We start from the raw sequence: 25,850 nt of genomic DNA, 5'->3' as shown, positions 1-25,850 counted from the left end.
AGGACGTGAGATGACTCGCCCGATACTGGCCAGCATTGACCTGCAGGCGTTGAAACAAAACCTGACCATTACCCGCCAGGCCGCGCCGGACGCCCGCGTCTGGTCGGTGGTGAAAGCCAATGCATACGGACACGGCATTGAACGTGTCTGGAATGCGCTGGGCACAACCGACGGTTTTGCCATGCTCAATCTTGAAGAAGCGATAACCCTGCGTGAGCGCGGATGGAAAGGCCCGATACTCATGCTGGAGGGATTTTTCCACGCCGAAGACCTGGTGGTGTATGACAAATATCGTTTGACCACCTGTGTACACAGTAACTGGCAATTAAAAGCGTTGCAGAATGCGCGCCTCAACGCGCCGCTGGATGTTTACCTGAAGGTGAACAGCGGTATGAACCGACTGGGTTTTTTACCGGAAAGAGTATCAACGGTCTGGCAACAGCTGCGGGCAATGCCCAACGTCGGTGAAATGACGCTGATGTCCCACTTTGCAGATGCGGAGCACCCGGAAGGTATTCAGGAAGCTATGGCGCGGATTGCACAGGCGACAGAAGGGCTGGAGTGCAGACGGTCGCTGTCCAATTCGGCCGCCACGCTGTGGCACCCTGAAGCACATTATGATTGGGTGCGCCCGGGCATTATTTTGTATGGCGCATCACCTTCGGGACAGTGGCGGGACATCGCCAATACCGGCCTGAAACCGGTCATGACCCTGAGCAGCGAGATAATCGGCATACAGACGCTGAAAGCTGGAGATCGGGTGGGCTACGGGGGACGCTATACCGCCAGCGGCGAGCAGCGTATTGGCATTGTGGCGACCGGGTATGCAGACGGTTATCCGCGCCATGCGCCAAGCGGAACGCCGGTGCTGGTGGACGGCGTACGCACTACAACGGTAGGGACGGTCTCAATGGATATGCTGGCGGTAGATCTGACACCGTGTCCGCAGGCGGGGATCGGGACGCCGGTAGAGCTGTGGGGCAAAGAGATTAAAATTGACGATGTGGCCAGCGCAGCGGGTACGGTGGGCTACGAGTTGATGTGTTCTCTGGCGCTGCGCGTGCCGATTGTGACGGTGTAACGTATATGAAGCCGGATGTCGACGCTGATGTGTTTCATCCGGCTACACCGTTTATGCGACGCAGAGCGCAGACCGGGCAAGGCGCTGCCGCCGCCCGGCAAAAAGCATCAACGCGCCTCATCCTCATCTTCAGCAACGCGAACACCGACTTTCAGCACCGCATTATCTTCTTTCTCAGCAACCGTCCAGATCATGCCAGCAAATTCAACCTGGTCACCGACGACCGGCGCGGCGCCAAGCAGATGCTGGACAATTTCACCCAGCGTTTGCTGTTTATCACGATACTCTGTGCCATCTTCCAGGCCATATATCAGTGCCACATCGGCATATTTTGCGCTGGCCTCGAGAATGAAATCACCGAAGAAGCGCTGGTCTAACGACACCGGCGGCGACTGGCTGAACAGCTTGCCGAGAGCAGGGAGATCGCGCTCGCGGCCAATGACGCACAGAACATCGCCTTCACGCAGCCGCGTACTGCCGGATGGGTGAAACAGCACGTTGTCCCGAAACAGGGCGGCAATTCGCGTCTCTTCCGGCATATGCAGGTCACGCAGCGCGGCTCCTACACACCACTTATCCGCGCTGAGCTGATAAACAAACTGCTCCCAGGGGTTTTCCGGGTGAATATCCAGACCAATGCGCGAAACGGGCCAGCCGACGGGAGGAACCACCACTTTGGCTTTTTTGGCGGCCCAGGAAAGCGACGTTCCCTGAAACAGCAGCGAGATCAGAACCACGAAGAACGCGACGTTAAAGAACAGGCGCGCATTCTCCAGACCCGCCATCATTGGGAACACGGCGAGGATGATGGGGACTGCACCGCGCAGGCCCACCCAACTGATGAAAATGCGCTCGCGCAGATTGAAGCCACGAAACGGCAGCAGTCCGGCGAAGACCGACAGCGGACGGGCAATGAATATCATCCATGCAGACAAAATCAGCGCAGGGATCGCGATAGGCAGCAGGTCGGACGGCGTAACCAGCAGTCCCAGCACCAGGAACATGGCGATTTGCGCCAGCCATGCCAGACCGTCGAAGTTTTGCAGAATGCCAAATCGGTTGCGGATGGGGCGATTACCCAGCAGGAAACCACACAGATAGACCGCCAGAATACCGCTGCCTTCCAGTGCAGTGGTCAGGGCAAAAATCAGGATCCCACCGCTTAAGGCCAATAGCGGATAAAGCCCGGCAGGCAGTGAAATGCGGTTAATCATTTGCTGAAGCAGGTAGCCCCCACCGAGACCCAGTATGATCCCTAAGCCGAACTGCTGGATAATATGCACCGCAAACATCCAGCTTAATCCAGTCTCGTGATTTTGAATCATGGCGATAAGCGTGATGGTTAAAAACACCGCCATCGGGTCATTACTCCCGGATTCAATTTCCAGCGTAGAGCCAACACGTTCGTTAAGCCCCTTGCCGCCGAGCAGGGAAAAAACCGCCGCGGCATCGGTTGAACCGACAATCGCGCCAATCAGGAGTCCTTCGATAAGATCCAGATGAAACAGCCACGCGGCCATCATGCCAGTGAGTCCGGAGGTAATCAGCACCCCGACGGTCGCCAGCGACAGCGCCGGGCCTAACGCGACACGAAATGAGCTGGCCTGGGTGCGCATCCCGCCGTCGAGCAGGATAACCGCCAGCGCCAGGTTACTCACCATATAGGCGAAAGGGTAGTTATCGAAAGGAATACCGCCCACGCCGTCGACTCCCGCTAACATACCGATAGCGAGAAATATCACCAGAATAGGGATACCAAGACGTGATGAGAATGAACTGAGTAAGATACTGCAGGTGACGAGTACGGAACCCAAAATAAAAAGGCTAATTATTGCTGCGGCATCCAACGTTCGGTTACTCCTGAATTACGCTGTTTCGTATTTATAAACCCTAACATAATAACGACAGAAACAGCGTTTTACTTAGCCCTGTTAACCGCTTTTTTTACGATTTAAGTACCGGATGCCCACTTAAGGTGAGCTGAGCGCCGTTTTTATCATTTTTCAGTACCGCTCTTGCCCCCAACGGCAAGGTGACGGTGCGTTGTTCATGACCAAAATCGAGGCCGTCGATCAACGGAACCGATAACCTGGCGCGTAGAAAATCACAAACTGAGTCAAGACTGTAACCCGCGTCGTAATCATTAGGTGCGCTGCCGCTAAAACTGCCGAGGATAATGGCGTTTTGTCGGGCCAGTATTCCTGCGTGATACAGTTGCAGCAGCATGCGTTCAATGCGAAAAGGATGCTCGTTAATGTCTTCCAGCACCAAAATGCCGTTTTCGATAGCGGGCATCCACGGCGTGCCCATCAGAGAAATGAGCATCGCCAGATTTCCGCCCCATAGCGTACCTTCGGTCGCACATGCCGGACCGTGACCTTGCCACTCGAGGGTAAATTGGGCATTGCGAACAGCCTGCCAAAAATGGTGCTCGGTAAATGCGTTCATCTCCTCGGCGCCAAAGTTAGCCGCCAGCATCGGGCCGCTGAAGCTAATCACATTCCCCTGCGCCAGTAGACCACACTGGATCGCGGTAAAATCGCTGTGTCCGCACAGCAGTAGCGGGTTGTGTTGCTGACGGACCGCCAGCGCCTGCCAGTCAATATCTGCCAGTAAACGGCTCGCGCCATAGCCGCCGCGTACTGCCATCACAATGGTATCGGGCGTGTTCAGATTTACGAGCGCGTTCACATCAGCAAGCCGTTCTGCTTCTGTACCCGCAAAACGCTGGCAGCGGCGCGCAATGACCGCTGAATTGTCGACCTGATGACCGGCCTCAGTAAGACGCGCCAGCCCGCGTAAGGCAGCCTGCTGGTTGATACAGTAGCCCGACGGGGCAATTAAGTGAAACCGGGACATGGCATTTCCTTGCTACAACTAAAACCAAATGTATATCATGCCGCGTAGGTATGTCGTTGTCACCTCAGCGACAGGTTCCGGCTATAAGGATAGATGACGTGAAATTGAGATGGTTTGCTTTTTTGGTTGTATTACTTGCGGGCTGTAGTTCAAAACAGGATTACAAAAATCCGCCGTGGAATGCTGAAGTTCCGGTTAAACGCGCAATGCAATGGATGCCGATCAGCGAAAAAGCCGGTGCGGCCTGGGGTGTCAGTCCACAATTGATTACCGCGATCATCGCCATTGAATCAGGTGGAAACCCGAATGCGGTCAGTAAGTCTAATGCGATTGGCCTGATGCAGTTAAAAGCCTCGACGTCAGGGCGTGATGTTTATCGTCGCATGGGGTGGAGTGGCGAGCCGTCGACCAGCGAGCTGAAAAATCCTGAGCGCAATATCTCGATGGGGGCCGCATACCTGAGCATTCTTGAGACCGGGCCGCTGGCCGGGATCGAAGATCCGCAGGTGATGCAATATGCGCTGGTGGTATCGTACGCCAACGGTGCGGGCGCGCTGCTGCGAACGTTCTCCTCCGACAGGAAAAAAGCCATTAATAAGATAAACGATCTCAGCCCGGATGAATTTATTGAACATGTTGCTGATAATCATCCGGCGCCGCAGGCTCCGCGCTATATCTGGAAGCTTCAACAAGCGCTGGATGTGATGTAATTCAGTTGATGCTAATCGCGAACCTTATTCGACTTTTCCCGGGCCTCGCGCTCGAGGGAAAAAATAATCCGCTGTAGGTTACGCTCCACCGCCGGGCCGACGTTGAGAAAACGAAAGCTCAGGCGGGGAGTGGTAATTGTTTCGTTTTTCCCGTCGATAACTTTGCGTTCGCTAATGGAAATTAGCTGGGCGTCAACCTGATACACTCCCCATTGCTCCATGTTCAGTTCAACCTGTGAAAAGCGCATGCCTTCTACCAGTCCCTCTGGTTTTGCCGTTTCTAACAGCCCGCCCATACCGCCAAGAGACAAATCGAATAGGCGAAAACACAGCGTGCTGTTATCCGGCATTTTTACCGTGCAGCGATAGGGGGGATGCAGTGGAGCACCGATACGAAAATATTCCCGACGCTGGACGAACCACAGAGATGGCGGCAATGATGAGATAAATGCGGGTAGCCGCTGGTATTCGCCTTTTTTCAGCTGTGGCAGGGTGAACTCCACTTTGGCTCCCTGCGTTTCGGCGATAATCGTAATTTGATTGGCCCGCTGCACGGCCTGGTTTTCATATTCCTGACTACCAAAATCCATGATCAGTTCGTCCGGGCTGACCGCCAGTATTTTGCTGATGAACTGGCCACCTGACCAGGAGATACGCAGCGGAACCTGCTGCGAATTTAAGTCCCGGAGTACGCCTAACACCGCTAACGGATTTTGCTTCAGGAACTGCTCATTGTAGTTACTCACACCTAATGACTCCTGGATGCCTGGTTTATCGTTGGATTATCGGCATCAATCAACGGAACTTAATACAAATGGATGAAATTTTTTACCAAACCCAATGAATTAAGTCTGAGGGAAAAAGCACGTAGCGATGGCTTGCCTATACTTAACGTGCTGGCGCAAGAATGTCTTGCGCGTGCGTTCACTGGAAAGAGGGCCTGGAAATGGGAATTATTACCTGGATTATTTTTGGTCTGATTGCGGGGGTTATCGCCAAACTGATTATGCCGGGGCGCGATGGCGGTGGATTTATCCTGACCTGCATTCTCGGTATTATCGGTGCTGTGGTCGGTGGATGGCTGGCTACAATGTTCGGTATCGGCGGCGATATCAGCGGGTTTAATCTCCACAGCTTCCTGGTGGCCGTGGTCGGCGCGATTGTTGTGCTGGGTGTCTTTCGGCTTGTACGACGAGATTAATAGAACGGCCCCTGACGGGGTAATGCTTGTCAGGTAACGATGAGTGGCCGTAGCGACAACGGAGAGTGGCACATTCGGAGGTAACGAATCTGTTGCCTCCGGTGTATTGCTACGTTCACCTCAGTGGCATCACTTCTCTGAGGCAATACGATCTGTGAACGTGTTAAGGGTACAATCGCCGTACCCTTAACAATCCCGGCTCCCGGCGGGAAAATTGCCGCTCCGCGGTTCCCTCCGTTTATTCCTCCAGGCTACCGGGCCGGGCGCGAGGTAGCGTCCCTGCAAAACGCGCCCTGAACCCGCATCCCTGCGGGTTCTCCCGGCCTTACGGAAACACGTCGGCAATTTTCAGCCGGACCAGCCCACACCTGACCACCTGCGTTTTTTATCTGAACAGCAAAACAGAGTTAACTGGAAGTCAGTGCACCGTGCACGTTCACGGGTATCAGCGCTTCAGAAAAGTGATACTACTGAGGTGAACGGAACCCTGAGCCGAAATCACATGTTCTCCATAATGCTTAACTGACTGGTATTTCCGAATTGGGGCCGTTTTTCTGCATTGTTAAGTCAGAACTGATACTCAATGCCCGCCCAGTAATTACGCCCCTCTTCAATAAACCCTTCACTGTAAACGTACTGCGTATCGAACAGGTTATTGACCGAAGCGTTAACGCTAAACCCGTGGCCAATGGCGTAATCAGCGCGCAAATGGGTAATGGCGAAACCAGCGGCTTTCTGCGAGCCGTCGGTATTGCTATAGCTCGACGAACGGGCCTCTTCGGACAGCGTAATGCTGAGTGGCTTCCACGGTTTCAGCGTCATCCAGGCAGTCAGGGTTTGCGTCGGCAGATCGGTAATCTTACCGATATCGCTGCGTTTGGCGTCCGCATGAATAAGGCCGTAGCTCAGCCCGACGTCCAGCATATCAAAAACTTTACCTTTAACGCCTGCATCCAGGCCGGTGTAATCCACCCGACCACTGTTCTGATTCTGGATGGTGTCGGCATCAATATTGTGCGAAAGAATCGCGTCGCTGATGCGGTTGTAATACACGCTGGCTTCGAATCCCCAGTTCTGGCTAAGTGAACCATTCCATGTCAGGTCCACGCTGCGGGCGCGCTCCGGTTTAAGCTGTGGATTGACCAGGGCCACCTGGTTATAGGCCGGTTTCGAGGTCGTGTAGCGTTCTTTTAACGTTGGGAAACGCGTTCTGTCAGAGTAAGACAGCGCTAATGTGTCTGAATTTTCAAAGTGGTATTTGGTCATCACCTGCCAGTTAAAGGCCGACTGGTTGTTGTCATCGTAGTGCGTGACGCTGCCGTTTTTCTCGTGCTTCATACCTTCCAGACTGTCTCGCCAGTCATAACTTATTCCCGCCACCACATCGACATTATCCGCCGCAGCCCACTGGTATTCACTGGCTACGGACCAGGTGCGGTCTTCGTAGCGGTCGTAAGCCGCATTCGGTGCGCCTTTCTCGCGGTGAACATCGTCCTTCCAGTTCACGGCGAAAGAGAGCAGATCGTTTTCTCGCATATCCGCAGCGAGCTGCAGGCCAGCCCCATCGCTATAGTCCGAATAATGGCTGTAGCTGCCTTTCTTATTTTTCAGATCGGCCAGCGAGTTGTACATCATTAACGTATTTTCAAAGGTGTCGCGATACAGACGGCTTTTCAGGGTAAAACGGTCTCCCAGATGCGTGGTTCCCTGATAGTAATAGCTCTCTTTATCGTATTGTGGCCATTGCCAATAGCGTGATTTCTGGCTGCTGGTTCCGGCGTACGGTGGATTATCTTTTTCGCCATCCTGATTTATATAGGTCAGCACATATTCATCATCTCCACGAGGGGTAAAGCCCAGCTTCACGATGCCACGCTTGTCATCAGCGGAAGAGTTGATCATCTTGCCGTGACTGTCCGCAACCGGGTTGTCCACGCCATGCGGTAACCCAAGAAAATCCTGCTTCAGCTGACTGCCGCTGAGCTGGATATAGCCGAGATCGTTACTGGCGCCAAATGAAGCGTGCATATCGTGGGCGTTGTCTTTGCTGCGACTCCAGCCCTGGCGATAGCCAATGCTGCCTTCAAGCGGTTTGGTCGGTTTTTTTGTAGTGATATTGATGGCACCGCCCATCTGGTTTGGCCCCTGCAACAGAGACGAGTAGCCTTTGGAGACTTCAACCGAAGCGATATCGGATGTCAGAAAACGGCCTAAATCGAGGTTGCCGTCATAGGGGATGTACACCGGCACGCCGTCAAAAAAGACGGGAACCTGACGGCTGTCAAACCCGCGCACTTTTACCTGTTGCTCGTTGCGGTTGCCTGACTTTTGCAGCACGACGCCGGGGACGACGCTCAGCGCCTGCGCCACGTTCTGTTTATCCAGCTGTTGTATCGTTTCCTGGCCGAGAACCGTGGTGGTTGCCGCGGAGACCGGACTAGACCAGACGGTCATGGTTTCGCTTTCCTGCCCAGCAAAAGCACTGTGCGCGAAAGCAAACGACAGGGCTGTGTAAAGACAACTTTTGTTGAAATTCATTATTTTTAGTCCATTTTTTGATGTTATAGGCCACGTGCGTCCGGGCTCAGGCTCACTTTGATATCCGCAGGTGGAGCGTAGTAAGGCGCGGAAGTGATAAAGAGTCTGATACCGCAGTCGAGATAACCCGCCAGCGAGGCGAGGGTAATGCCGCCGGTCAGCGCCAGCGTGCAATGGGGGGCCAGAGCAGGGGCCTGACGGGCAATTTCTGCCGCCTGCTCGGGGGTAAATTTGTCGAGTTGTAAGACATCAGGGGCGGCGCGTAGGGCGGCCAATGCCTCATCTGGCGTATCCGCTTCGACCACGATCTTTTTTTCTGGCGCATGGCTGCGTAAGCGAGCAATCGCGCCTGTCCAGTCGTTTGGGTTGGTAAGAAAACGGCGGTGATTAGCAAACAGCAGTACCGTTTCGGCGCATCCTCCCCGATGGATAATGCCCCCGGCGGCAAGTATTGCCTGAGTCGCCAGTAAACGCGTACCGGGAATGGCTTTGCGGGTGCAGGCAATCTGCCCATCGGGATAGCGTTGATGCAGCATGCTCAGCATCTCGACGAGATAACCCGATACGCCGCAGCTCCACTCCAGAACATTTTGTACCGCTTTCCAGCCCTGGTGCAGCGCCGCCGCTGGTCCGTGTGCGCGAATCAGTCGCTGTCCGGCGTTCGCCCGTTCGCCATCAGACAAAATATCGGTGACGGTTAATCCCAATGACGTCAGCATTTGTCTGGCAACAGCGGTACCGCTAACGCATCCGCCCTGGCGATGGCTAAACTCGATGACGCCTGGCTGGGCGCCGATACCCAGCGCGCGGGTGGTCAGATCGCCGCCCTGAATATCTTCCAGCAGCAGCGCGTCAGTTTGCGCCTGCGAAAAGTAGATCATCGCAGCGCCTCCCGCGGGATGCTGTCCCACCAGATAAGCGCCCAGTCACGGCTGGCGGGGGCAATAGCGTGTGGATCCTGCTGTTGATACCAGTTTTCCAGACGTTCGACCTCGTCGGTGCTCAGTTCACCCATACTCCAGCGCACGTTTTCCAGAAAACGCGTCCAGGTGCTGTTGTCCTGCTGACAGTTGGGACCGCGGATAAAATCAACGTGTGCGTGGATCCCCATCTGATACAGAACATTAAGCGCATAGATATAGTTGGGCAGTTCAATCACTTCGCGGCCCAGTGCGCGCTGAATGGTGGGAGAAACGAAAGATGAACTGACGAGGTGGGTGGTATAAACCCGCAGTCGGGCCTGATTATTCAGCTTGCTCATTGCCTGGCGCATATCGGCAACCAGCGTGGAGCGCGAGGCGACGGCGATATCGCACTGGGGTAAATCATCCCAGTGCTCTTCCCAGGCTCGTTGCACCCATTGTACGTGACGGGCGTTCATTTGTGCGGCGCGGCGGGCAGCTACGCTCAGCATTCCCTGGCTGTAATCTACGCCGTAAATTATTGGCATTTTTTTAGCCAGCGCCAGCGAGACTGTACCGGGGCCGCAACCCATATCAAACAGCGACTCTGCACCTTGCAGGTCGATTTTACCCAGCAGTTGCAGCAGATAGCTGTCGGTTAATGAAGCGCAACTCTCCGCCATTTTTTCCGCACGTTTGTCCCAGTGCTCCGGCTTTTTCTCGGTTCTGTTCGCCAGCTGTAATTGCTTACGGTAAAGATCGGCAAAATCAATGTCGTCAATGAGCATGAATATTCCTTAATTGAGTGAACCATAAAGATGGTGGGTAATTTGTGACGGTGTAACGCGATATAGCGCGGCCAGGCGGTCGGCGGCGAGCTGATGTTCAGGCAGCCCCTGCGACACCTCGCCGTTTGGTTCAACCCGTACCACGCTGTCGGCGATTGCCCGGGCGTGCAACGGATGATGGGTCGACATCAGCAGGGCCATACCGGAATTTTTCAGCGTCACCAGCGTGTCGAGCAGACGGATTTGATGCCCAAAATCAAGGCTGGATGCGGGTTCATCAAGCAATAAAAGACGCGGGTGTTGCGCCAGCGCGCGAGCGATCAACACCAGTTGCCGTTCGCCGCCGCTCAGGGTGTTCCAGCGTCGAAGTGCCAGGTGAGAAATCTCCAGCATTGCCAGTTGCTGATGCGCAATTTCACGCTCTTTAGCGCCGGGAACCGCAAATGCCGCCAGTTGCGGGGCCAGTCCCATCATCACCATGTCCAGCGCAGTGAAGGCAAACGCGCCGTCGTGCGCCTGAGGAACCCAGGCGATGGCTGCGGCGCGTTCCCGATCGCTGAGATGATTCACCGCGACGCCATCAAGCAGAATGTCACCGTGAAGCGGCGGAAGAACGCCGAGAATGGTGCGCATCAGGGTGGTTTTACCGCTGCCGTTAGCACCAATCAGACAACAGACAGAACCGGGCGAAACCTGAAAGGAGATATCACGTAACACGGGTTGTTTACTGTTGTATCCCAGCGACGCGTGGCGCACGAGTAATAGCGTCATGGGCGGTTTCCCCGCAGCAAAAGCAGCAAAAAGAACGGTGCGCCAATAAATGCAGTCAGGATCCCCAGCGGGATTTCCGTGCGGCTCAGCGTGCGGGCGAGGGTGTCGGTTAGCAGGAGTAGAATGGCGCCGATCCCCATGGACACCGGCAGTAACTGCTGGTGATTATTCCCGCTGAGGAGTCTGCCGATGTGCGGCACCACCAGTCCAATCCAGCCGATAATGCCGGCAATGGCGACGGTACAGGCGGTGACTAACGTTGCGCAGACGATCAGTCCCAGCCGAAGTCGGGAGACGTTGATCCCAAGCGATCGGGCTTCATCATCCGACAGGGTGAGCAGGTTCATGCGCCAGCGCAGCAGCAATAACGGGACCAGTCCAGCAAGGATCAGCGGTGCTGAGAACCACAGATCGTGCAGAGTAATTGTCGATAAACCGCCGAGCAGCCAGAAGGTGATCGACGGGAGTTGGGTATACGGGTCGGCCAGCGTTTTGATGAGCGAGATTCCCGCGCCGCAGACCGTACCCAGCGCAATCCCGACCAGCACCAGCGTTAACACCGGATCGTGACGCTTGACTCGCCGGGTAATCAGCCAGACACCGGCGACCACTAACAAACCGCCAGTGAACGCATACAGCTGAATAAACAGGATTGGTAGCCCCAGCAGGATTGCCGTACAGGCGCCCAAACCGGCACCGGCCGCCACGCCGAGGATATCCGGCGAAACCAGTGGGTTACGGAACATTCCCTGATAGGTGGTTCCTGCACCAGCCAGCGCTGCGCCGAGTAACAATGCAGCCAGAATGCGTGGCAGTCGGATTTGCCAGAAGACGATTTTGTCCTGCATCGGGACACCATCCCTGCCTGCAATAAGATCAATGACCTGTTGTGCATCGAGGCGATAAGCACCCGACACCGCGGCGATGCTCGCGCAAAGCACCACCGTCGTAATCATCAGAAAACCGAGGGTAGATGTTTTCATCAGACGCTCACCAGTTGTTGATACTGTGCGTCGCTTAACGTGGTGTGCCAGAACAGTTCACTGTAGCGCTGCATATCGGTTTTAAAGCCCGCTTCAACCTGTGGATCAAGCCAGGCATGCAGACGGCGTAACCCCAGCAAGCGATTGATGCCGGGAGGCGCGTCCAGCCAGCCAAACGGCAGGCCGCTGAGAAACAGAATGCGCCGATCGGCAACCGCTTTGACTCCTTGCCAGACGGGATCTTCCCGCAGGTACTGTGCCGTAATGGCATCCTGTACCAGAATAATATCGGGCTGCCAGCTCAACAGGTTTTCCATTGAAACCTGCGCCAGCCCGTGCCGCCCAGGAATTTGCGCCACATTGTGTAATCCCAGTAGCTCTGCCGCTTCGGTATGCAATGAACCTTGTAATCCTGTTTCAAGTCCGCGGGCGCCGCGCGCGGCATAAAAACGCAGCTTTGCTGCGGGAGAGTGTGAAAACGCGAGGGCTTCATCAATAAAACGCTGGGCCAGTTTGGCCTGAGTCCTGGCCCGCGTTGCGACTCCCAGCGCTTCACCTGTCGCGAGTAGCTGTTGCGGGCTGAGCCGCAGTTCGCCATTAATCAGCAGCCAGGGAATTTGCGTTTGCGCATTCACTTGTCTGGCCTGAGAAAGCCAGGTTTCATCGGCATTGCCGCAGTCAATCACCAGGTCGGGTTTAAGCGCCAGTAGCGCTTCAAGCGAGAGTGTGCTGGCGCGCCCCGCCAGCTTGCCCAGTTTCGGTAAAGCCCGAATGTCTTCGTGAAACGGGATGGCGGTCTGACGAGAAAAATCAAAGGATGAAAAACCAACCAGTTTTTCCGGCGCGACGGCTAGCAGCAGCATGTCGGCGGGTGCGCCTGCGCTGACCACGCGTTGGGTCGCCTCTGGCGCTGGGTGGCCTCCAACGGCAACGGTTAGCGGCGTTTGAGCCAAGGCGGGAAGATGGCGTAGCAGCAGTGCAGATGCCACAAGCTGGGCAAACATCCGTCTTGTCAGTGGCATAATTGTTATCCTGAAGGTGATAAAATCGCTATATATTTACATATACAGCGAATAAAAACATGTTCAGAATCAATTTCTCACGGATGAAAACCCGGAATACCCCATAAGGGCTAGATGGCGTAGAGACAACAGGAATGGCGAAATATAAGCCAGGAAAAATCCGCGACGCAGCGCGGATTCGGGGAGTAAAACGCTTCAGGTAACGGCATTAAGACGTCGGCTGAGCCTGTTTTTTAGGCTCGACTGGCGTGGTACTTGCCGGGGCCGGGCGCGATGCGGGCACGCTGTCACAGGGCTTTTCTTTGGCGCAGATCAGGTCGAGCATTTTTAGCGTTACGCCGTTGGTCCAGCCAAAACCATCCTGCAACGGATATTCGCCGCCGCCTCCGCCAGTGCCTGTGCTACTCACGTCATACTTTTCAACCAGCTTTTTCTCACGATCGTAGGTGTGCTGCACGTTGGTGAGGAATCGCCAGGTCACGTCCATGGCGACGTTATCCTGACCGTAATTCTGTAATCCGGATGCGGCGACCCACTGGAGCGGGGCCCAGCCGTTGGGAGCATCCCACTGCTGGCCGCTTTTCACCGACGTGGTGGCCAGGCCGCCGGGTTGCAGCAAATGCGCCTGGGTTGCCGCGGCCACTTTACTGGCGCGATCTTTTGCCGCTGCATTGACATACAACGGGAACAAGGCGGCGGCCGTGAGTTGGTTACGTACTTTGTGGCTCTTCAGATCGTAATCGGCATACCAGCCTTCTTTGTCGTTCCACAGGTGCTTTTCGATCCCTTTTTGTCGGGCATTAGCGAAGCCTTCATATTGTGCAGCTTTAGCATTATCCCCGGCGGCCTTGCTGGCGAGGGCGATCATCTTTTCCATTTTGTACATCAACGCATTGAGATCGACTGGAACAATGCTGGTGGTGCGTAGGGTGCCTAGTTGATTGGGGTTATCCATCCAGCGGGAACTAAAGTCCCAACCCGACGCGGCGGCAGAACGCAGGTCGCGGTAGATTTCTGTGGCTGGTCGGTTCGGATTGCTTTTCGCTGTGGCGATATCCTCCACCCAGGACTCTGGCCGCGGCGTATCGCGGTCATCCCAGTAGCGATTCAAAATGGTGCCGTCATCCAGCTTAACCACGCGCTTATTCTGCTGGCCGGGCTGGAGCGTTTCGACGCCTTCCATCCAGTAGGTGTATTCTTTGAGCATCTGCGGGAGGTATTTTTTCAGCGCGTCATCCCCGTCATGCTGCGCCAGCAGTTCCACCATAAAGGCAAAGAATGGCGGTTGAGAACGGCTCAGATAGTAGGTGCGGTTGCCGTTAGGAATGTGTCCCCAGGAATCAATCTCGTAAGCGAAGTTTGCCACCATGTCGGAGACCTTATCCCAGTGATTGCTCTCGGCAAGCCCCAGCATGGTGAAATAGCTGTCCCAATAATATATTTCGCGAAAACGCCCGCCAGGCACGACATACGGTTCCGGGAGCGGCAGCAGAGAGTCCCATTTTTCAGCGTCGGTTGTCGAACGGGTGAGTACCGGCCACAGTCCATCAATATGCTCGCGCAGCGATTGCCCGGCTGGGGGGACGTATTTCTCGCCAGCTTTCGGCAAGGTGAAATTCACTTCCACAAAATGACGTAAGTCGAATCCGGACTGATTTTTCTGCATCCGGTAATCGGCAAGGATCATTAATGGATCGCTGTTAGGAACGGCGTCAGCAAAGGTTTTCTGGTCAGGAAACAGTTTGGCCGTTTGTACATCGTTAAACAGTGGGCCAAGCAAAATATCAGGCGGCTGAGGCGTTGCGGTTGGCGCGTCCTCGGCGTTGACGGCAAAAGAGGAAAGGGCAAAAAAGGTGCTTGCGAGCGTTAGTTTTATTGCAACAGAGAGCAGGCCTGGATGGCGAGTTGCAGGCGTTATCATCGGTTAATCTCCTTAGGGTGTGCCGAAGCAGCGGCATTTACCATGAGAAAACCTTAGTTCAGGATCGACCGTTGCGCGTGATCGACGCCCCATTTTGCGAATAAACAGACATTTCCCGACGCGAATCGAAAAGATGCACACCCTTTGTCGGGAAAGGGCGTGCAACCAACATCAGCCCGCGCGGGTTATCCGCTGGGCCACGCTGTCAAGGGTCAGGGTATCACCCATCGTGATACTCTCGATGGCCTCGCCTTGCTGACATAACCAACATAACCCCATTGCACGGGCGATAATCGCCGGGTGAGACGCTTCGCTCCCGTCTCGCAGGCAGATGCCTTTGATGGTCTTCGGATCGAGTTGCAGCACCGTAGATGGATAGATGACCTCCGCGACCAAAATAGTGGGGCGGATGAACGCGGGAATTTGTGCAGTCTCTCCCGTCAAATACTGCAGTGAACGAGACAACAAATCTTCAATATCGATGTATCGCGCCTGCAGGTAAGGATCGTCGAGCTGTAAATACTGCTGGCTGAGATCGCTCAGCACCTGATGCCAGGCCCAGGCCGCGCTGCACTGCGTTTCACGCATTAGATCACAGGCCATATCGAACAGATCCGGATCGTCCAACAGCGTGTGGTGACCGGAGAAAATAGCGGCGATATCTGCGGAATATCTCTCTTCTGCAAGCGCGGTTAGCCCGCTTAAGTCGTTCAGCGTGCTTTGGATAGCGACCCGTAACCGTTGCTGCTCAATCTGGAGTGAGGCTACAGGCTGCTGGCTTACCTGTGGTGAGAACGGTGTGTAACAGAATGCCGTCCCCGTGACCTGTGAGGGAACCTTCGTCACTACGGTATCAGCATGCGCGGGCTCGAGTGATTCACCAAAATTCTCAGCCGCCAGCTGTTTGAATGCGGCCAGCGCATCCTCTGCCTGTTCGCCCTTGGCAATCAGGCGCAGCGTGTCGTTACAGCGTACCTGCAGCAGGGCAATCTGATTCAGGCTATCAGGGACGACGCATTTGCCATTTTTCTCCAGCCACATATCGGCGTTAAAGCCAGACAGCGCGGAAACCAGCCGTGAAGCCGGACGCACATGAATGCCGTTTGGGTTTTTCACCACAATGGCCACTGAATGAGCATCTGCATCGGGCGCGAATTCGGCGGATGTCGGCTTTGCTGCAGATGGCGAAGGTAAACCCAGTTGCTCACATTTGGCGTCGAGGGCGTTCATGGCATCACAGATGACCCGCTCAATGTCAGCACCTGCGGCAGCGCTAACCGTTGCGGCGAGCGTGCCTTCGACCAGCGGCGCGGCGCACAAACGTACTTTGGCGGCAATGGCCGGATCGAGCAGTTCCAGCGCGGTTTCCGCACTCAGTAGCGCACTACCGATATCCATCATCACCAGCACGTGATCCGTATCGGCCACGGACTCAATGGCTTCCATCACCTTGATAGGATCGGTGCCAATCGGATTCTCAGGATCGTCAATGCCTGCGGCAATAGCGATTTTGCAACCATCACCCATTAACATCTGCCGGGCTAGCGCGCCGACGCCTTCGCCCAACTGGGCGCTGTGAGAAACAATAACCAGGTTTACCATCGCTTTATCCTTACTCTCTGGACGCCTGAGCCAGCATTTGCATCATAAACATTACGGACGTTGCGCCGGGATCCTGATGCCCAATGCTGCGCTCACCGAGATAGCTGGCGCGGCCTTTGCGGGCCTGCATGGTGATGGTGCTTTGCGCTGCTGCTTCCGCTTGTTGGCTTGCCGCTTCCAGCGCCGCCTGCACGCTCAGCTTTTGCTCGCAGGATTGACGTAAAGATTCCACTACCGGCAGCCAGACATCGCACATGGTTTTGTCGCCAGGTTCAGCTTTACCGCGGCTAATCACACCTTCTGCGCCATCACGAATCATTTGATACAACTCCTCAAGCGTCAGGCTTTGATGAGCCTGGGTCACCTGGGCGGCACGGATAAAAAAGGTACCAAACAGTGGACCGCTGGCCCCCCCGACGCTTGAGAGCAGCACCATGCCGGTGTTTTTCAAAATAAAACCAATGTCTTTATCGGCGATGGACGGCAGCTTTTCGACGACTTTGCTAAAGCCACGGTGCATGTTCAGACCGTGGTCGGCATCACCAATTTCACGATCAAGACCGGTGAGAAAATCACTTTCGGTGGTGAAGATCTCACCGCAGCGATAGAGCCAGTTAACAATTTGTGTTCTGTTGAGGGACATCATGTATCTCCTTATTTACCCCAGTTGAGAGCAGGGGTGTGAACCGGTGCATCCCATAAGCTCAGCGTGTCGTCATCCACCTGTAACAGGGTGATTGAGAAGCCGGTCATATCCAGAGAGGTACAGTAAGAACCGATCAGGTTGCGCTCAATGACGATGCCGGCGTCCTGGCAACGGCTTTCGAGGCGGTTATACACGCCGAAGAGTTCTGACAGCGGCGTCGCACCGAGATTATTGACCAGCGCAATGACGCGATCGCCGCTTTGCAACGCGCGCTTGCTTTCTTTGCCTTCCTGCCACGCGCCCTGAACGTTGTCCCAGTGGCGGAGCGTACGGCTGTAGTTGCCGTTTTCCAGCAGGGTATCGAACATTTCATCAACGGTCTGATCGAGGGAAGTGAAGGTGCGGCGGTCAATGCCCGGTTCCCCGTGGATACCCACGCCAAACTCCATTTCGTTATCCTGCAACGTGAACGACGGTTGTCCGGCGGCCGGAACGGTACAGGCGCCAATGGCTATCCCAATGGAGTGGCCCTGGTTATTCAGTTTACGACCCAGCGCCGCACAGACTTCCAGTGAGTCACCGCGTTCGGCGGCCGCGCCGACCAGTTTTTCGATCAATACGGTATTCGCCACACCACGACGACCGGCGGTATACAGACTGTCTTTCACCGCCACGTCGTCATCCACTACCATGGTGGTGACTTTGACGCCGCTTTCATGCAACAGCTCGGTGGCGGTTTCGAAATTAAGAATATCGCCGGTGTAATTTTTGATGATCAGCAGTACGCCTTCGCCGCCATCAATTTGCATGGCGCATTCGAACATTTTATCCGGCGTGGGTGAGGTAAAAATTTCACCCGGGCAGGCACCAGAGAGCATGCCCTGACCAATATAGCCGCAGTGCATAGGCTCGTGTCCGCTGCCGCCGCCGGAAAGCAGCGCCACTTTGCCCATCACCGGCGCATCTGCGCGGGTGACATATACCGGATCCTGATGCAGGGCCAGGGAAGGATACGCTTTCGCCAGTCCGGCGAGTTGTTCAGTCAGTACGTCTTCAACACGGTTAATCAATTTTTTCATTATTTATGCTCCGCAGACAGTCCTGGATGGCTGCCAGATTCGGGCAGGCATCTGATGTAGGGTATCGGGTTATACAACGCCACGGCGACTGCTCGCTGCCGATAAGGTAATTTTGCACACGGGTTGGCAAAAGAAAATTGCTGTAATGGGCGTTTCAATACGAAACGTAGCAACATAATAATGTTCCGTATTGGAACGTCATGGTGCATAAAACAGCGAAAATGAGAGGTTGGGCCGTATTTGGCCGGGAAGCTGATTCACGGGTGTTTATGGAAAACAAACCACCTGCAGAGCAGGTGGTTTGTAGGCATGGTCGATTTCGGCGTTAGCCCGGATAAATTCCGCGATCTTTACGTGCCAGCAGAATGCGTTCGCAGGCAACAATGTAGGCTGCCGTACGCAGTGAGCAGGATTTCTCTGCCGCTTTTTCCCACACGTGTACCATCGCATCGGTCATGATTTTGTCCATGCGATTGTTTATCTCTTCTTCGCTCCAGAAGAAGCTAGCCATGTCCTGAACCCATTCGAAATAGCTGACGGTTACGCCGCCGGCGTTACAAACAACGTCTGGGACAACCACGATACCGCGGCTTGCCAGAACGTCGTCGGCGTCCGGATAGGTTGGGCCGTTAGCGCCTTCGAGTACCAGTTTACAGGTCAGCGTTTCCGCGCGGTGACGGGTGATCTGGCCTTCGAGCGCGGCCGGGATCAGAATATCCATCTCCAGGCTCCAGAAGGCTTCGCTGGCAATGGTTTCAGCGCCCGGGAAACCGGCAATCTGTTTGTGCTCCAGTTGCCAGGCAGACAACGCGGCCATGTCGATACCCGTTGAGTTAAACAGCGTTGCGGTGTGATCCTGAATCGCGACCACGCGTGCTCCTGCTGCCGCGAACAGGCGGGCGGCTTCGCTGCCGACGTTACCAAAACCTTGCACCGCTACGCGAGCGCCTTCAACGTCGATGTTGGCACGACGCGCCACTTCCAGACCGCTGACGAAAACACCACGACCGGTGGCTTTATCACGGCCTAACGAGCCGCCGAGGTGAATAGGTTTACCGGTGACCACGCTGGTCACGGTGGTGCCGTGGTTCATGGAGTAGGTATCCATCATCCAGGCCATTACCTTTCCGTTAGTCCCCACATCCGGCGCAGGAATGTCTTTCTGCGGCCCGATGATAATGCCGATTTCGCTGGTATAACGGCGGGTTAAACGCTCCAGTTCACCTTCGGAAAGCGAGAACGGATCGACGCGCACGCCACCTTTCGCACCGCCGTACGGCAGGTTCAACGCTGCGCATTTGATGGTCATCCATGCGGACAGGGCCATCACTTCATTAAGATCAACATCAGGATGATAACGCACACCGCCTTTGCCCGGCCCGCGGGAGAGGTTATGTTGCACGCGATACCCTTCAAAATGACGGATAGTACCGTCATCCATCTGCACCGGGATATCGACAATCAGCGCGCGTTTTGGGTGGCGCAGGGTATCCACCCAATGGGAAAGTTCGCCCAGGTAAGGGGCCACACGCTCGATTTGTTGCAGGTAGGTATTCCAGGCAGATGTGCTGCTATCTGAAGCGTAAGATAACTTATCCATGATAAACCTTAGTTATAAAAGTAATATGTTCTTAATTTGGCCGTGGTATACAGTGAATCACACCATATGAACCTAAATTTAACATTTATTTCATAGAATGGCCTGTCCGGCTAACACGGTTTATCGGTATGAAGCGTGTGGGCTTTAGCTGAGAAGTGAATGGTTATTCTTTGATTGTGCTTATATTTCGGTAATTTTGCTGGCTGGGTAATTTAATATGCATGATTTATAAAAATCGCAATTTGTCAGATTTATGACGCACCTCTAAAAGTAAATAATATGATAATAAAATGTATTTGCTTTATTGCGATTAAGCTGGGGTCAGTAGGTCACGGCGATGGTAACGGTATCAGCATAGTTGTCAGGCGTGTAGTTCGCGCTGGGAACGGTGGCGTAAACCGGGTAGGTGGTGGTGGTTCCCGTACCGTTGCCCGCGACAGTATTGAGCGATGAATTGCCCCAAACCGTTCCGGACGGCCCCGGCGTCGAGCTAAGCTGGTAGGGGACCTTGTCCGTATTTGACCCCGTGCCGGCCATCACGCCGCTGCCTGCCGTATTGCCGTTAGAGGGCTGAAGTCCGATGGTGTAAGGCGTGTTATTGGAACATGCTACGCCCACGGTATTTGAAGCCGTTAGGTTACGCCCGGTCGCCCCGGCGGGCGCAAAGCTAATATTGGTTGCAGAGGTGATATTGCACTGTTTGCTGACCGTCGCCGATACGGTGAAGGGAAGCCTGGCGGCAACGGTATCGCCACAGGTGGTCGGCGGGAAAAGCAATCCAGGATTGAGGGTGACAAGGGCTGTCGCCGCCGTATAGCTATCCTGATAGCTTCCGGGGACCGCTGAGGTTTGTGGCGTGACAATCTGTGCTGATACCGTGAGTGAGCCCGTCACTGGCGTCAGATTCAGCAGGTTAAGCTGTACCATTGGAAAAGTTGTTCCCGACTGATACTGACTCCCCCAGACTTTGGTGTGTCCGGCATCCTGGTAAAGCTGGTATGCCAGCGTTCTGGCAGGTGTTCCGTTTAATGACATATTTCGGGGTGTCACCTGGCCACTGACGGCTGAGGCGCCAATATTAAAACAGAGGTTGATCCCTGCCAGCGCGTCGCCAAGCTCTTTGGTGCAGGTGTAGTTGAACGTCATTGATGACGTTGCGCCTGTTGCAGACAGCGGATTGACTGAGCCCAAATTTATGGGTTGTACATTGCTCACCGAACAGGTTACGGCATGGCTAATCGCCGGACAAAAGAGTACGGCTGCGATGAGTAACAGATGCCTTAACCTCATGAGCGCACTCCTGTTAGTGTGGCCGGCAAACCAGTGGACCTATTTGCACAATCCCCTTTGCGGAAATGGGATAGTCAAATTGCACGCGACAACTGCCGGTGTCTGTCTCAACGCGTAGCGCGTTGTGCTGTTCCAGCGTGTCGAACCAGGTCATCCCATCAAAACCAACGACAGACGATTGTCCTGCTCCGCTGATGGCGTATGCCATGCTGCCTTCGGGAATGGGTTTACCCTGATTGTCGACGAGGATGACCTGCGCAGCGCGTACCGGGGTGATGCCAAAGCTAACCAATGTACCGGAACGATCGGCAGGCGTTGCATTCGTCTCAACGCGTGCGATCCGCATATTGGCGGGGAGATCCATTGGGTCAATACTGATCAGGTTTTTTTGATAACTGTTCAGCGGCGTGACCAGCAATAGCCCCTGGTCGTCGCTGCGACCAATCAGGTTATTTTGTAATTTAATCGGGACGTCAGGAACGCCGTCAGTTGATACGACGGCAAAGCCATTGTTGATTTCTCGTGCTGCAAACAGGCCGCCTCCCACGGTAACAAGCGATCCGGTGGCGCCTGCGTAGCCGTAGTGGTTATCCGGTAAACGGCTGAATCCCGCGTAAGCTTTACCATAACGCCCCAGATATCCCACTTCTCCCTGACCGCTTTGCCGGGAAGCCTGCTGACTGGCGGCCAGATTCCAGCCCCAACCGCCGTCGGCAGGAGGCGTCAGGCTGGCGTTGAGCTGGTAGCCGGTCTCATCATTGATACGTTGTAGGGTGCTGCTGGCACTGAGATTGTTATCAGTGGTCATTGTCACCATCAGATAGAGACTGCGATCGCGGTTATCGTCGATGTTTTGGTTGAATCCGGCATTCAGTGAAATGTTGTCGGTAATCGATTTGAACCAGCTGGCGTTGGCGTAGCGCACCGCATTTTCGTGCGGATAACGAAACTGCAGGTAACTCAGACTGACATTACCGGCAGCTTCCAGCGAATAGCCAATGACCGTATTGCTGTTAAGCGTCGGTGGCGGCTCGCCATAATGGGTGGCGACATCACGATAATCGCCGGAAGTGGCCGTCGTACTGGTACTGAAATTAAACCGTTCGCCGGACCAACGGTAACCAAAACTGTACAGAAAACCGTTCTTTCCTGCGTCGGTACTTGCGGCAACTGAGGTCGAAAAGGTGCCGCTGCGGGGGCCTGGGATCCAGTCGTTACTGAAGCCTGCGTTAATCAGTCCATCGCTGGTTTCGGCGTGAGTCCCGGCGGTGAACGTATTGCTAAACCCACGACGCCATGTACCGCTCAGTACCGGTGCGCTGGCATAATCAAAAGAGGAGTAACCATAGTTTTCGCGTACCGTACCCAGTTCTGCAGACCAGGCAGTTAATCCTTCCCGCAGCAGTTGCTGATCGTTGTAGAACGAGAAGTTTTGTACGCTCGTTCTGCCCAGCGCATCCGTCATCATTACCTGACCCGTTCCCGCGCCGCTGATGTTCGGCATTGTGTTGATCTGAAAGCTACCCGCGGGGACTTCTCCGTTGTAGTACCTGACGCCGTCGACGTACAGCTCAACGTTTGACGGCAACGTCGCGGAGCCAAGATATGCAGGGAGCGGGGTGGTTGGCATATAGGGCCGCAAACCAAAATCGGTTCCTATCTGAATGCCGCCGATACGCGTCGGTCGGGACCAGATAAGTGAACTGGTCAGGGTATCGCCAACGGTTACCGCCAACATCGTTTCGGGAAATGACGTACGCCAGCTGGTATCGAGTCGCTCAACGCTGTTATCCGCATTTTCCTCGGTGGAGTACTGCGTCAACTGGGTGGTGCTGAGCACGCCTGCAGCATTGAAAGCGCGGAGTTCGCTGAAGGTATTTATTGCGCTTTCATCCCCCTGTTGGGTATAGATATCGTAATTGAGCAGCGCTCCGCGTGATGTTGTCGCCGTCGGCGCGGTCTCTACGGGGGAGTTAAGCTGCGTGGTCGCAAGATCGAGTGAACTGAGTGGCGCAGTAAGCGAAAGCGTTTGCAACTGAACGTTATAGTCAATGGTTAGCTCGGGGATATCGTTCAGGCAGACGGCGTGAGTGGCGTCAGGCGCAAAGCGAAAGCCCATTTTTCGCAGGGTATCTGCCCCTGCATAGAGCTTTCCATTATCGTAACCCAAATGCACCAGCCCAACGGGATTCCCATTTAAGGTGACGTCGAGATACAAATTGACCCCCACGAGCTGCGCTGCGCCATTAATAACACCATCGTCGTTCAGGTTATTATTCAGCGTTTGTGCGCAAACCATTCCCGATATTAATACTCCATTGAGAAAGCAATATTTCACCAGAAGCCAGGATCTGTTACAGATCTTGTACTGTTTTTTGGCCATTAATTGTGACTTCAACTTTCCCGCCATCATGAGTATTACTGGCCGACGGAGAGACTATCCAGCGCATCGTTGAGCCGGGTAAAACGTAGCCTAACAGTCCGGGCGTAATAACTTTTTTAGCACCGTCAGGGCTTATAAATGTTGCAGCAGATAATTGTGCATGCCCATTTCCCTGGTTACTCACTTCAATAAATTTTTTGCCATCAAGCTGTTGTAATTTCCATTGCAATTTTGCCTGCGTTTGCGCCGCTGATGTTGGTTGAATGAAAACGGGGACGGAATAATGCAGCACAAACTGAAGCTTATTTTTTTCTACTTTTGCAGGCGGTAACTCATCTATCGATAACCGATAAGCGTCTTCAGCATGTGCCGAAGGTGGGCCGGTCCGAATAACGCGAATCAACTGACGCTCTCCGGGGGCTAATGCCAGCATCGGCGGGCTAATGACCAGCCCCTGGGAGGGGGAAAGTTTGTCGCCGTAAGCGCTCTGGCTCCAGCGAAAAACCCGAACCTGGGCATTGAGCACATTTTCACCCGCATTACTAAGCCAGATACCATCGGCATTTTGCGTCGCGAGCAAAGTTAACGTGACCGGGGCGATTTGCAGCCCGCTGGCGGCGGCAGGGTTGAGGCTCGCAACCATCCCTAACAGGCATGCGCAGGCACACTGCTGAACAGGCAGTTTTACTCTCATGTGGCTTCCTGAAGTTAGTAGTTAACGTTAACCGTTACCGTGTCGGCATAGTCGTCAGGAGTGAAGTTGGCGCTCGGTGCGGTGGCATAAACAGTAAACGTTTGCACCAGCCCGGTCCCCGTCGCCGCTACGCCGTTTCCAGGCGCGGTGTCGGTGGCGGTGTTCCCCCACACCGGGCCTGTTGCTGATGTTCGATTTAGCTGGTAGGGCACTTTATCGGTATTGGTGGCTGCGTTAGCCACGGAGGACATGGCGCCTGAGCCCGTCGTCGTCCCCCCATTGGCGGCCGACGGCGCCAGACCGATAAAATAGGGCGTGGTTTTTGAGCAATTAATCGAAATCGTGTTGCTTGCATTGGTATTTGTTGCCGTGGTATTCACCGGCCCAAGCGTGATATTTGAAGCCGAACCGGCAGTCACGGTACAGGCCTTTTGAATCGTCATCAGTACCTGAAATGTTCCGTTAACGGTTGCTGCATTTGCCACGGGAATAATGGAAAAGGCGCAGCAACAAAGAATTAAGCGTTTGTCTAAGACTAGAGCCATATCCTTTACCTTTTTCAAATAACCACATTTATTACTTTAGAAAAACAATAATGTGGTACAAGAAGACATGGTTTAACCCTAGAATAAGTATTAGGCGTGCGCCAGTTGATCTAATGAATTTTACTTAGGAAAAAGGTGATGTCGTTTGCAAAAAAATAATATCCACGGGTGAGTATATTGTTTTGTTTTTATGCTACTGCGGGTATTAAGTCAGGCGGGTAGGGAACACAGATTCATTGGATGGCATTCAAAATAACCACCCAAAAAATGAGAATTAGTAAGATTTATCTTACTCAGCTCATTACTGCGATACATGTTGGTTACGGGCTGTGAAAAATGACTTTATAACCTTGTTCGTTCCAGTGTTGTAGAAGTTCATTTTGTCTGCGGGTTGGCGTAATACCAGTCCAGACAAAAAGCGTTTGCCCGGGGAAGAGTTCAGGTCTTGGCGATTCAATGGGTTCAGCAAGCACGGCAATATGCCAGCCCGATTGCGATAAACGCCAGGCTTCGAGCCATAAACGGGTTCGGTCTTCAACATCCCAGGCCATCAGGATGGCATCTTTCCCTGATTTGCGGCGCGTTTCAGACAGCAGGGTGGCTACATATTCAATCAATGCGCCATCAAGCATACTGTTCATGATACGGGATGTATTATGGTCAAGTATCAACCGCTGACGCACAGGAAGATAAACGCGATCAATCAACGCATCTACGGGGTAGGCGCGACCGAGTGCGATAATTTTGGCTCGCAGCTTCGGGGGATACGCCATACGAAGAATGCCCATCATCTCTTCTTGCAATTGATTCCAGTCGTCGTCAGTTTCACGGGTACTGGTTTCCAGCAATGCTTTAACTTTGCCAACGGGTGTGCCACTGCTAATCCAACGTTTTATTTCTTCAATACGTTGAATATCCTCTTCATCAAAGAGTCGGTGGCCACCTTCGCTGCGTTGAGGTTTGAGTAAACCGTAACGTCGTTGCCATGCCCGAAGGGTGACAGGATTTATCCCGCAACGTTCTGCGACATCCCCAATGCTGTAATAAGCCATAATTCCCCCAGACACTCCTGATTCTCCGTCACCGATATGCGGTTCCTGCTACTTTGTACAACATGCATCAAATTGTACAAAACATACATAGGATTCTAGCAAAATTAAGATTTACTTTACTATCACGTAGGGAGTAAATGCTGAATTTTTATGTTCAGCATAAAAGAGGTGGCGGGATTATTG

22 protein-coding genes are annotated in these 25,850 nt (G+C 54.1%); 3 read left to right on the top strand and 19 right to left on the bottom strand.

Annotation, left to right across the window (positions count from 1 at the left end; all coding sequences use genetic code 11):
- Window positions 1-10: 10 nt before the first annotated feature.
- On the top strand, window positions 11-1,081 hold the full coding sequence (gene dadX / locus WC7_RS12470) for a catabolic alanine racemase DadX (protein WP_016153368.1): 1,071 nt from the start codon (window positions 11-13) through the stop codon (window positions 1,079-1,081).
- A gap of 107 nt (window positions 1,082-1,188) precedes the next feature.
- Here the strand turns inward: dadX and WC7_RS12475 are convergent, their stop codons facing one another.
- Together WC7_RS12475 and ldcA are read right to left on the bottom strand one after the other, a co-directional pair.
- The gene (locus WC7_RS12475) at window positions 1,189-2,928 is read right to left on the bottom strand and encodes a potassium/proton antiporter (RefSeq protein ID WP_016153367.1); all 1,740 of its coding nucleotides are present in this window, start codon (window positions 2,926-2,928) and stop codon (window positions 1,189-1,191) included.
- Window positions 2,929-3,025: 97 nt separating this feature from the next.
- A complete protein-coding gene (gene ldcA / locus WC7_RS12480; RefSeq protein WP_016153366.1) occupies window positions 3,026-3,940 on the bottom strand; it encodes a muramoyltetrapeptide carboxypeptidase in 915 nt (304 codons plus the stop codon).
- 98 nt (window positions 3,941-4,038) lie between these two features.
- Between ldcA and emtA the strand changes: the two genes are divergently transcribed.
- The gene (gene emtA / locus WC7_RS12485; RefSeq protein ID WP_016153365.1) at window positions 4,039-4,650 is read left to right on the top strand and encodes a membrane-bound lytic murein transglycosylase EmtA; all 612 of its coding nucleotides are present in this window, start codon (window positions 4,039-4,041) and stop codon (window positions 4,648-4,650) included.
- Window positions 4,651-4,661: 11 nt separating this feature from the next.
- Here the strand turns inward: emtA and ycgR are convergent, their stop codons facing one another.
- On the bottom strand, window positions 4,662-5,396 hold the full coding sequence (gene ycgR / locus WC7_RS12490) for a flagellar brake protein YcgR (protein WP_016153364.1): 735 nt from the start codon (window positions 5,394-5,396) through the stop codon (window positions 4,662-4,664).
- Window positions 5,397-5,596: 200 nt separating this feature from the next.
- Here ycgR and WC7_RS12495 point away from each other — a divergent pair, with 200 nt between their 5' ends.
- Window positions 5,597-5,851 (top strand): GlsB/YeaQ/YmgE family stress response membrane protein, encoded by a 255-nt coding sequence (locus tag WC7_RS12495; protein WP_016153363.1) that lies wholly within the window; start codon window positions 5,597-5,599, stop codon window positions 5,849-5,851.
- Window positions 5,852-6,418: 567 nt separating this feature from the next.
- On the opposite strand, the gene WC7_RS12500 is transcribed toward WC7_RS12495, so the two are convergent.
- The 16 genes from WC7_RS12500 to WC7_RS12575 form a co-directional block, all read right to left on the bottom strand.
- Window positions 6,419-8,389, bottom strand: a complete 1,971-nt coding sequence (locus WC7_RS12500) for a TonB-dependent receptor plug domain-containing protein (RefSeq protein ID WP_016153362.1) — start codon at window positions 8,387-8,389, stop codon at window positions 6,419-6,421.
- Between the two features lie 23 nt (window positions 8,390-8,412).
- Window positions 8,413-9,270, bottom strand: coding sequence for a ModD protein (gene modD / locus WC7_RS12505; protein WP_016153361.1), 858 nt, complete (start codon window positions 9,268-9,270; stop codon window positions 8,413-8,415).
- Entirely contained in the window at window positions 9,267-10,079 is an 813-nt protein-coding gene (locus WC7_RS12510) for a class I SAM-dependent methyltransferase (RefSeq protein WP_016153360.1), read from the bottom strand. Before WC7_RS12510 ends, modD begins: the two co-directional genes overlap by 4 nt.
- A 9-nt stretch (window positions 10,080-10,088) precedes the next feature.
- Entirely contained in the window at window positions 10,089-10,850 is a 762-nt protein-coding gene (locus WC7_RS12515; RefSeq protein WP_016153359.1) for an ABC transporter ATP-binding protein, read from the bottom strand.
- Window positions 10,847-11,806: a FecCD family ABC transporter permease gene (locus WC7_RS12520; protein ID WP_369707971.1), complete on the bottom strand. Its 960-nt coding sequence runs from the start codon at window positions 11,804-11,806 to the stop codon at window positions 10,847-10,849. The genes WC7_RS12515 and WC7_RS12520 overlap by 4 nt, the downstream gene beginning before the upstream one ends.
- A gap of 26 nt (window positions 11,807-11,832) precedes the next feature.
- Window positions 11,833-12,855 (bottom strand): ABC transporter substrate-binding protein, encoded by a 1,023-nt coding sequence (locus WC7_RS12525; protein WP_016153357.1) that lies wholly within the window; start codon window positions 12,853-12,855, stop codon window positions 11,833-11,835.
- A 208-nt stretch (window positions 12,856-13,063) separates the two neighbouring features.
- On the bottom strand, window positions 13,064-14,776 hold the full coding sequence (locus WC7_RS12530) for an alpha,alpha-trehalase (protein WP_016153356.1): 1,713 nt from the start codon (window positions 14,774-14,776) through the stop codon (window positions 13,064-13,066).
- A gap of 171 nt (window positions 14,777-14,947) precedes the next feature.
- Window positions 14,948-16,378 carry a dihydroxyacetone kinase phosphoryl donor subunit DhaM gene (dhaM, locus tag WC7_RS12535; protein ID WP_016153355.1) on the bottom strand — a complete coding sequence of 477 codons (1,431 nt, stop codon included), beginning with the start codon at window positions 16,376-16,378 and terminating at the stop codon, window positions 14,948-14,950.
- A 10-nt stretch (window positions 16,379-16,388) separates the two neighbouring features.
- Entirely contained in the window at window positions 16,389-17,021 is a 633-nt protein-coding gene (gene dhaL / locus WC7_RS12540) for a dihydroxyacetone kinase subunit DhaL (protein ID WP_016153354.1), read from the bottom strand.
- An 11-nt stretch (window positions 17,022-17,032) separates the two neighbouring features.
- Window positions 17,033-18,103, bottom strand: coding sequence for a dihydroxyacetone kinase subunit DhaK (dhaK, locus tag WC7_RS12545; RefSeq protein WP_016153353.1), 1,071 nt, complete (start codon window positions 18,101-18,103; stop codon window positions 17,033-17,035).
- 325 nt (window positions 18,104-18,428) lie between these two features.
- The gene (locus WC7_RS12550) at window positions 18,429-19,703 is read right to left on the bottom strand and encodes a Glu/Leu/Phe/Val family dehydrogenase (protein WP_016153352.1); all 1,275 of its coding nucleotides are present in this window, start codon (window positions 19,701-19,703) and stop codon (window positions 18,429-18,431) included.
- Between the two features lie 321 nt (window positions 19,704-20,024).
- Window positions 20,025-20,993, bottom strand: coding sequence for a Csu type fimbrial protein (locus WC7_RS12555; RefSeq protein WP_016153351.1), 969 nt, complete (start codon window positions 20,991-20,993; stop codon window positions 20,025-20,027).
- A 13-nt stretch (window positions 20,994-21,006) separates the two neighbouring features.
- The gene (locus tag WC7_RS12560) at window positions 21,007-23,292 is read right to left on the bottom strand and encodes a fimbria/pilus outer membrane usher protein (protein WP_016153350.1); all 2,286 of its coding nucleotides are present in this window, start codon (window positions 23,290-23,292) and stop codon (window positions 21,007-21,009) included.
- Window positions 23,293-23,347: 55 nt separating this feature from the next.
- Window positions 23,348-24,070: a fimbrial biogenesis chaperone gene (locus WC7_RS12565; protein WP_016153349.1), complete on the bottom strand. Its 723-nt coding sequence runs from the start codon at window positions 24,068-24,070 to the stop codon at window positions 23,348-23,350.
- A 14-nt stretch (window positions 24,071-24,084) separates the two neighbouring features.
- Window positions 24,085-24,615, bottom strand: a complete 531-nt coding sequence (locus WC7_RS12570) for a Csu type fimbrial protein (protein ID WP_016153348.1) — start codon at window positions 24,613-24,615, stop codon at window positions 24,085-24,087.
- Between the two features lie 320 nt (window positions 24,616-24,935).
- The gene (locus tag WC7_RS12575; RefSeq protein WP_032931597.1) at window positions 24,936-25,667 is read right to left on the bottom strand and encodes a MerR family transcriptional regulator; all 732 of its coding nucleotides are present in this window, start codon (window positions 25,665-25,667) and stop codon (window positions 24,936-24,938) included.
- Between the last annotated feature and the right edge of the window lie 183 nt (window positions 25,668-25,850).

It is taken from the genome of Citrobacter sp. KTE151, from assembly GCF_000398845.1.
Taxonomy (GTDB): domain Bacteria; phylum Pseudomonadota; class Gammaproteobacteria; order Enterobacterales; family Enterobacteriaceae; genus Citrobacter; species Citrobacter braakii.
This window is presented reverse-complemented; position numbering and strand designations above follow the sequence as displayed.

Coding starts and splice junctions, on each gene's coding strand:
- dadX (WP_016153368.1), top strand. CDS start 11: ATGACTCGCCCGATACTGGCCAGCATTGACCTGCAGGCGTTGAAACAA.
- ldcA (WP_016153366.1), bottom strand. CDS start 3,940: ATGTCCCGGTTTCACTTAATTGCCCCGTCGGGCTACTGTATCAACCAG.
- WC7_RS12495 (WP_016153363.1), top strand. CDS start 5,597: ATGGGAATTATTACCTGGATTATTTTTGGTCTGATTGCGGGGGTTATC.
- WC7_RS12500 (WP_016153362.1), bottom strand. CDS start 8,389: ATGAATTTCAACAAAAGTTGTCTTTACACAGCCCTGTCGTTTGCTTTC.
- modD (WP_016153361.1), bottom strand. CDS start 9,270: ATGATCTACTTTTCGCAGGCGCAAACTGACGCGCTGCTGCTGGAAGAT.
- WC7_RS12510 (WP_016153360.1), bottom strand. CDS start 10,079: ATGCTCATTGACGACATTGATTTTGCCGATCTTTACCGTAAGCAATTA.
- WC7_RS12515 (WP_016153359.1), bottom strand. CDS start 10,850: ATGACGCTATTACTCGTGCGCCACGCGTCGCTGGGATACAACAGTAAA.
- WC7_RS12520 (WP_369707971.1), bottom strand. CDS start 11,806: ATGATTACGACGGTGGTGCTTTGCGCGAGCATCGCCGCGGTGTCGGGT.
- WC7_RS12525 (WP_016153357.1), bottom strand. CDS start 12,855: ATGCCACTGACAAGACGGATGTTTGCCCAGCTTGTGGCATCTGCACTG.
- WC7_RS12530 (WP_016153356.1), bottom strand. CDS start 14,776: ATGATAACGCCTGCAACTCGCCATCCAGGCCTGCTCTCTGTTGCAATA.
- dhaM (WP_016153355.1), bottom strand. CDS start 16,378: ATGGTAAACCTGGTTATTGTTTCTCACAGCGCCCAGTTGGGCGAAGGC.
- dhaL (WP_016153354.1), bottom strand. CDS start 17,021: ATGTCCCTCAACAGAACACAAATTGTTAACTGGCTCTATCGCTGCGGT.
- dhaK (WP_016153353.1), bottom strand. CDS start 18,103: ATGAAAAAATTGATTAACCGTGTTGAAGACGTACTGACTGAACAACTC.
- WC7_RS12550 (WP_016153352.1), bottom strand. CDS start 19,703: ATGGATAAGTTATCTTACGCTTCAGATAGCAGCACATCTGCCTGGAAT.
- WC7_RS12555 (WP_016153351.1), bottom strand. CDS start 20,993: ATGAGGTTAAGGCATCTGTTACTCATCGCAGCCGTACTCTTTTGTCCG.
- WC7_RS12560 (WP_016153350.1), bottom strand. CDS start 23,292: ATGGTTTGCGCACAAACGCTGAATAATAACCTGAACGACGATGGTGTT.
- WC7_RS12565 (WP_016153349.1), bottom strand. CDS start 24,070: ATGAGAGTAAAACTGCCTGTTCAGCAGTGTGCCTGCGCATGCCTGTTA.
- WC7_RS12570 (WP_016153348.1), bottom strand. CDS start 24,615: ATGGCTCTAGTCTTAGACAAACGCTTAATTCTTTGTTGCTGCGCCTTT.
- WC7_RS12575 (WP_032931597.1), bottom strand. CDS start 25,667: ATGGCTTATTACAGCATTGGGGATGTCGCAGAACGTTGCGGGATAAAT.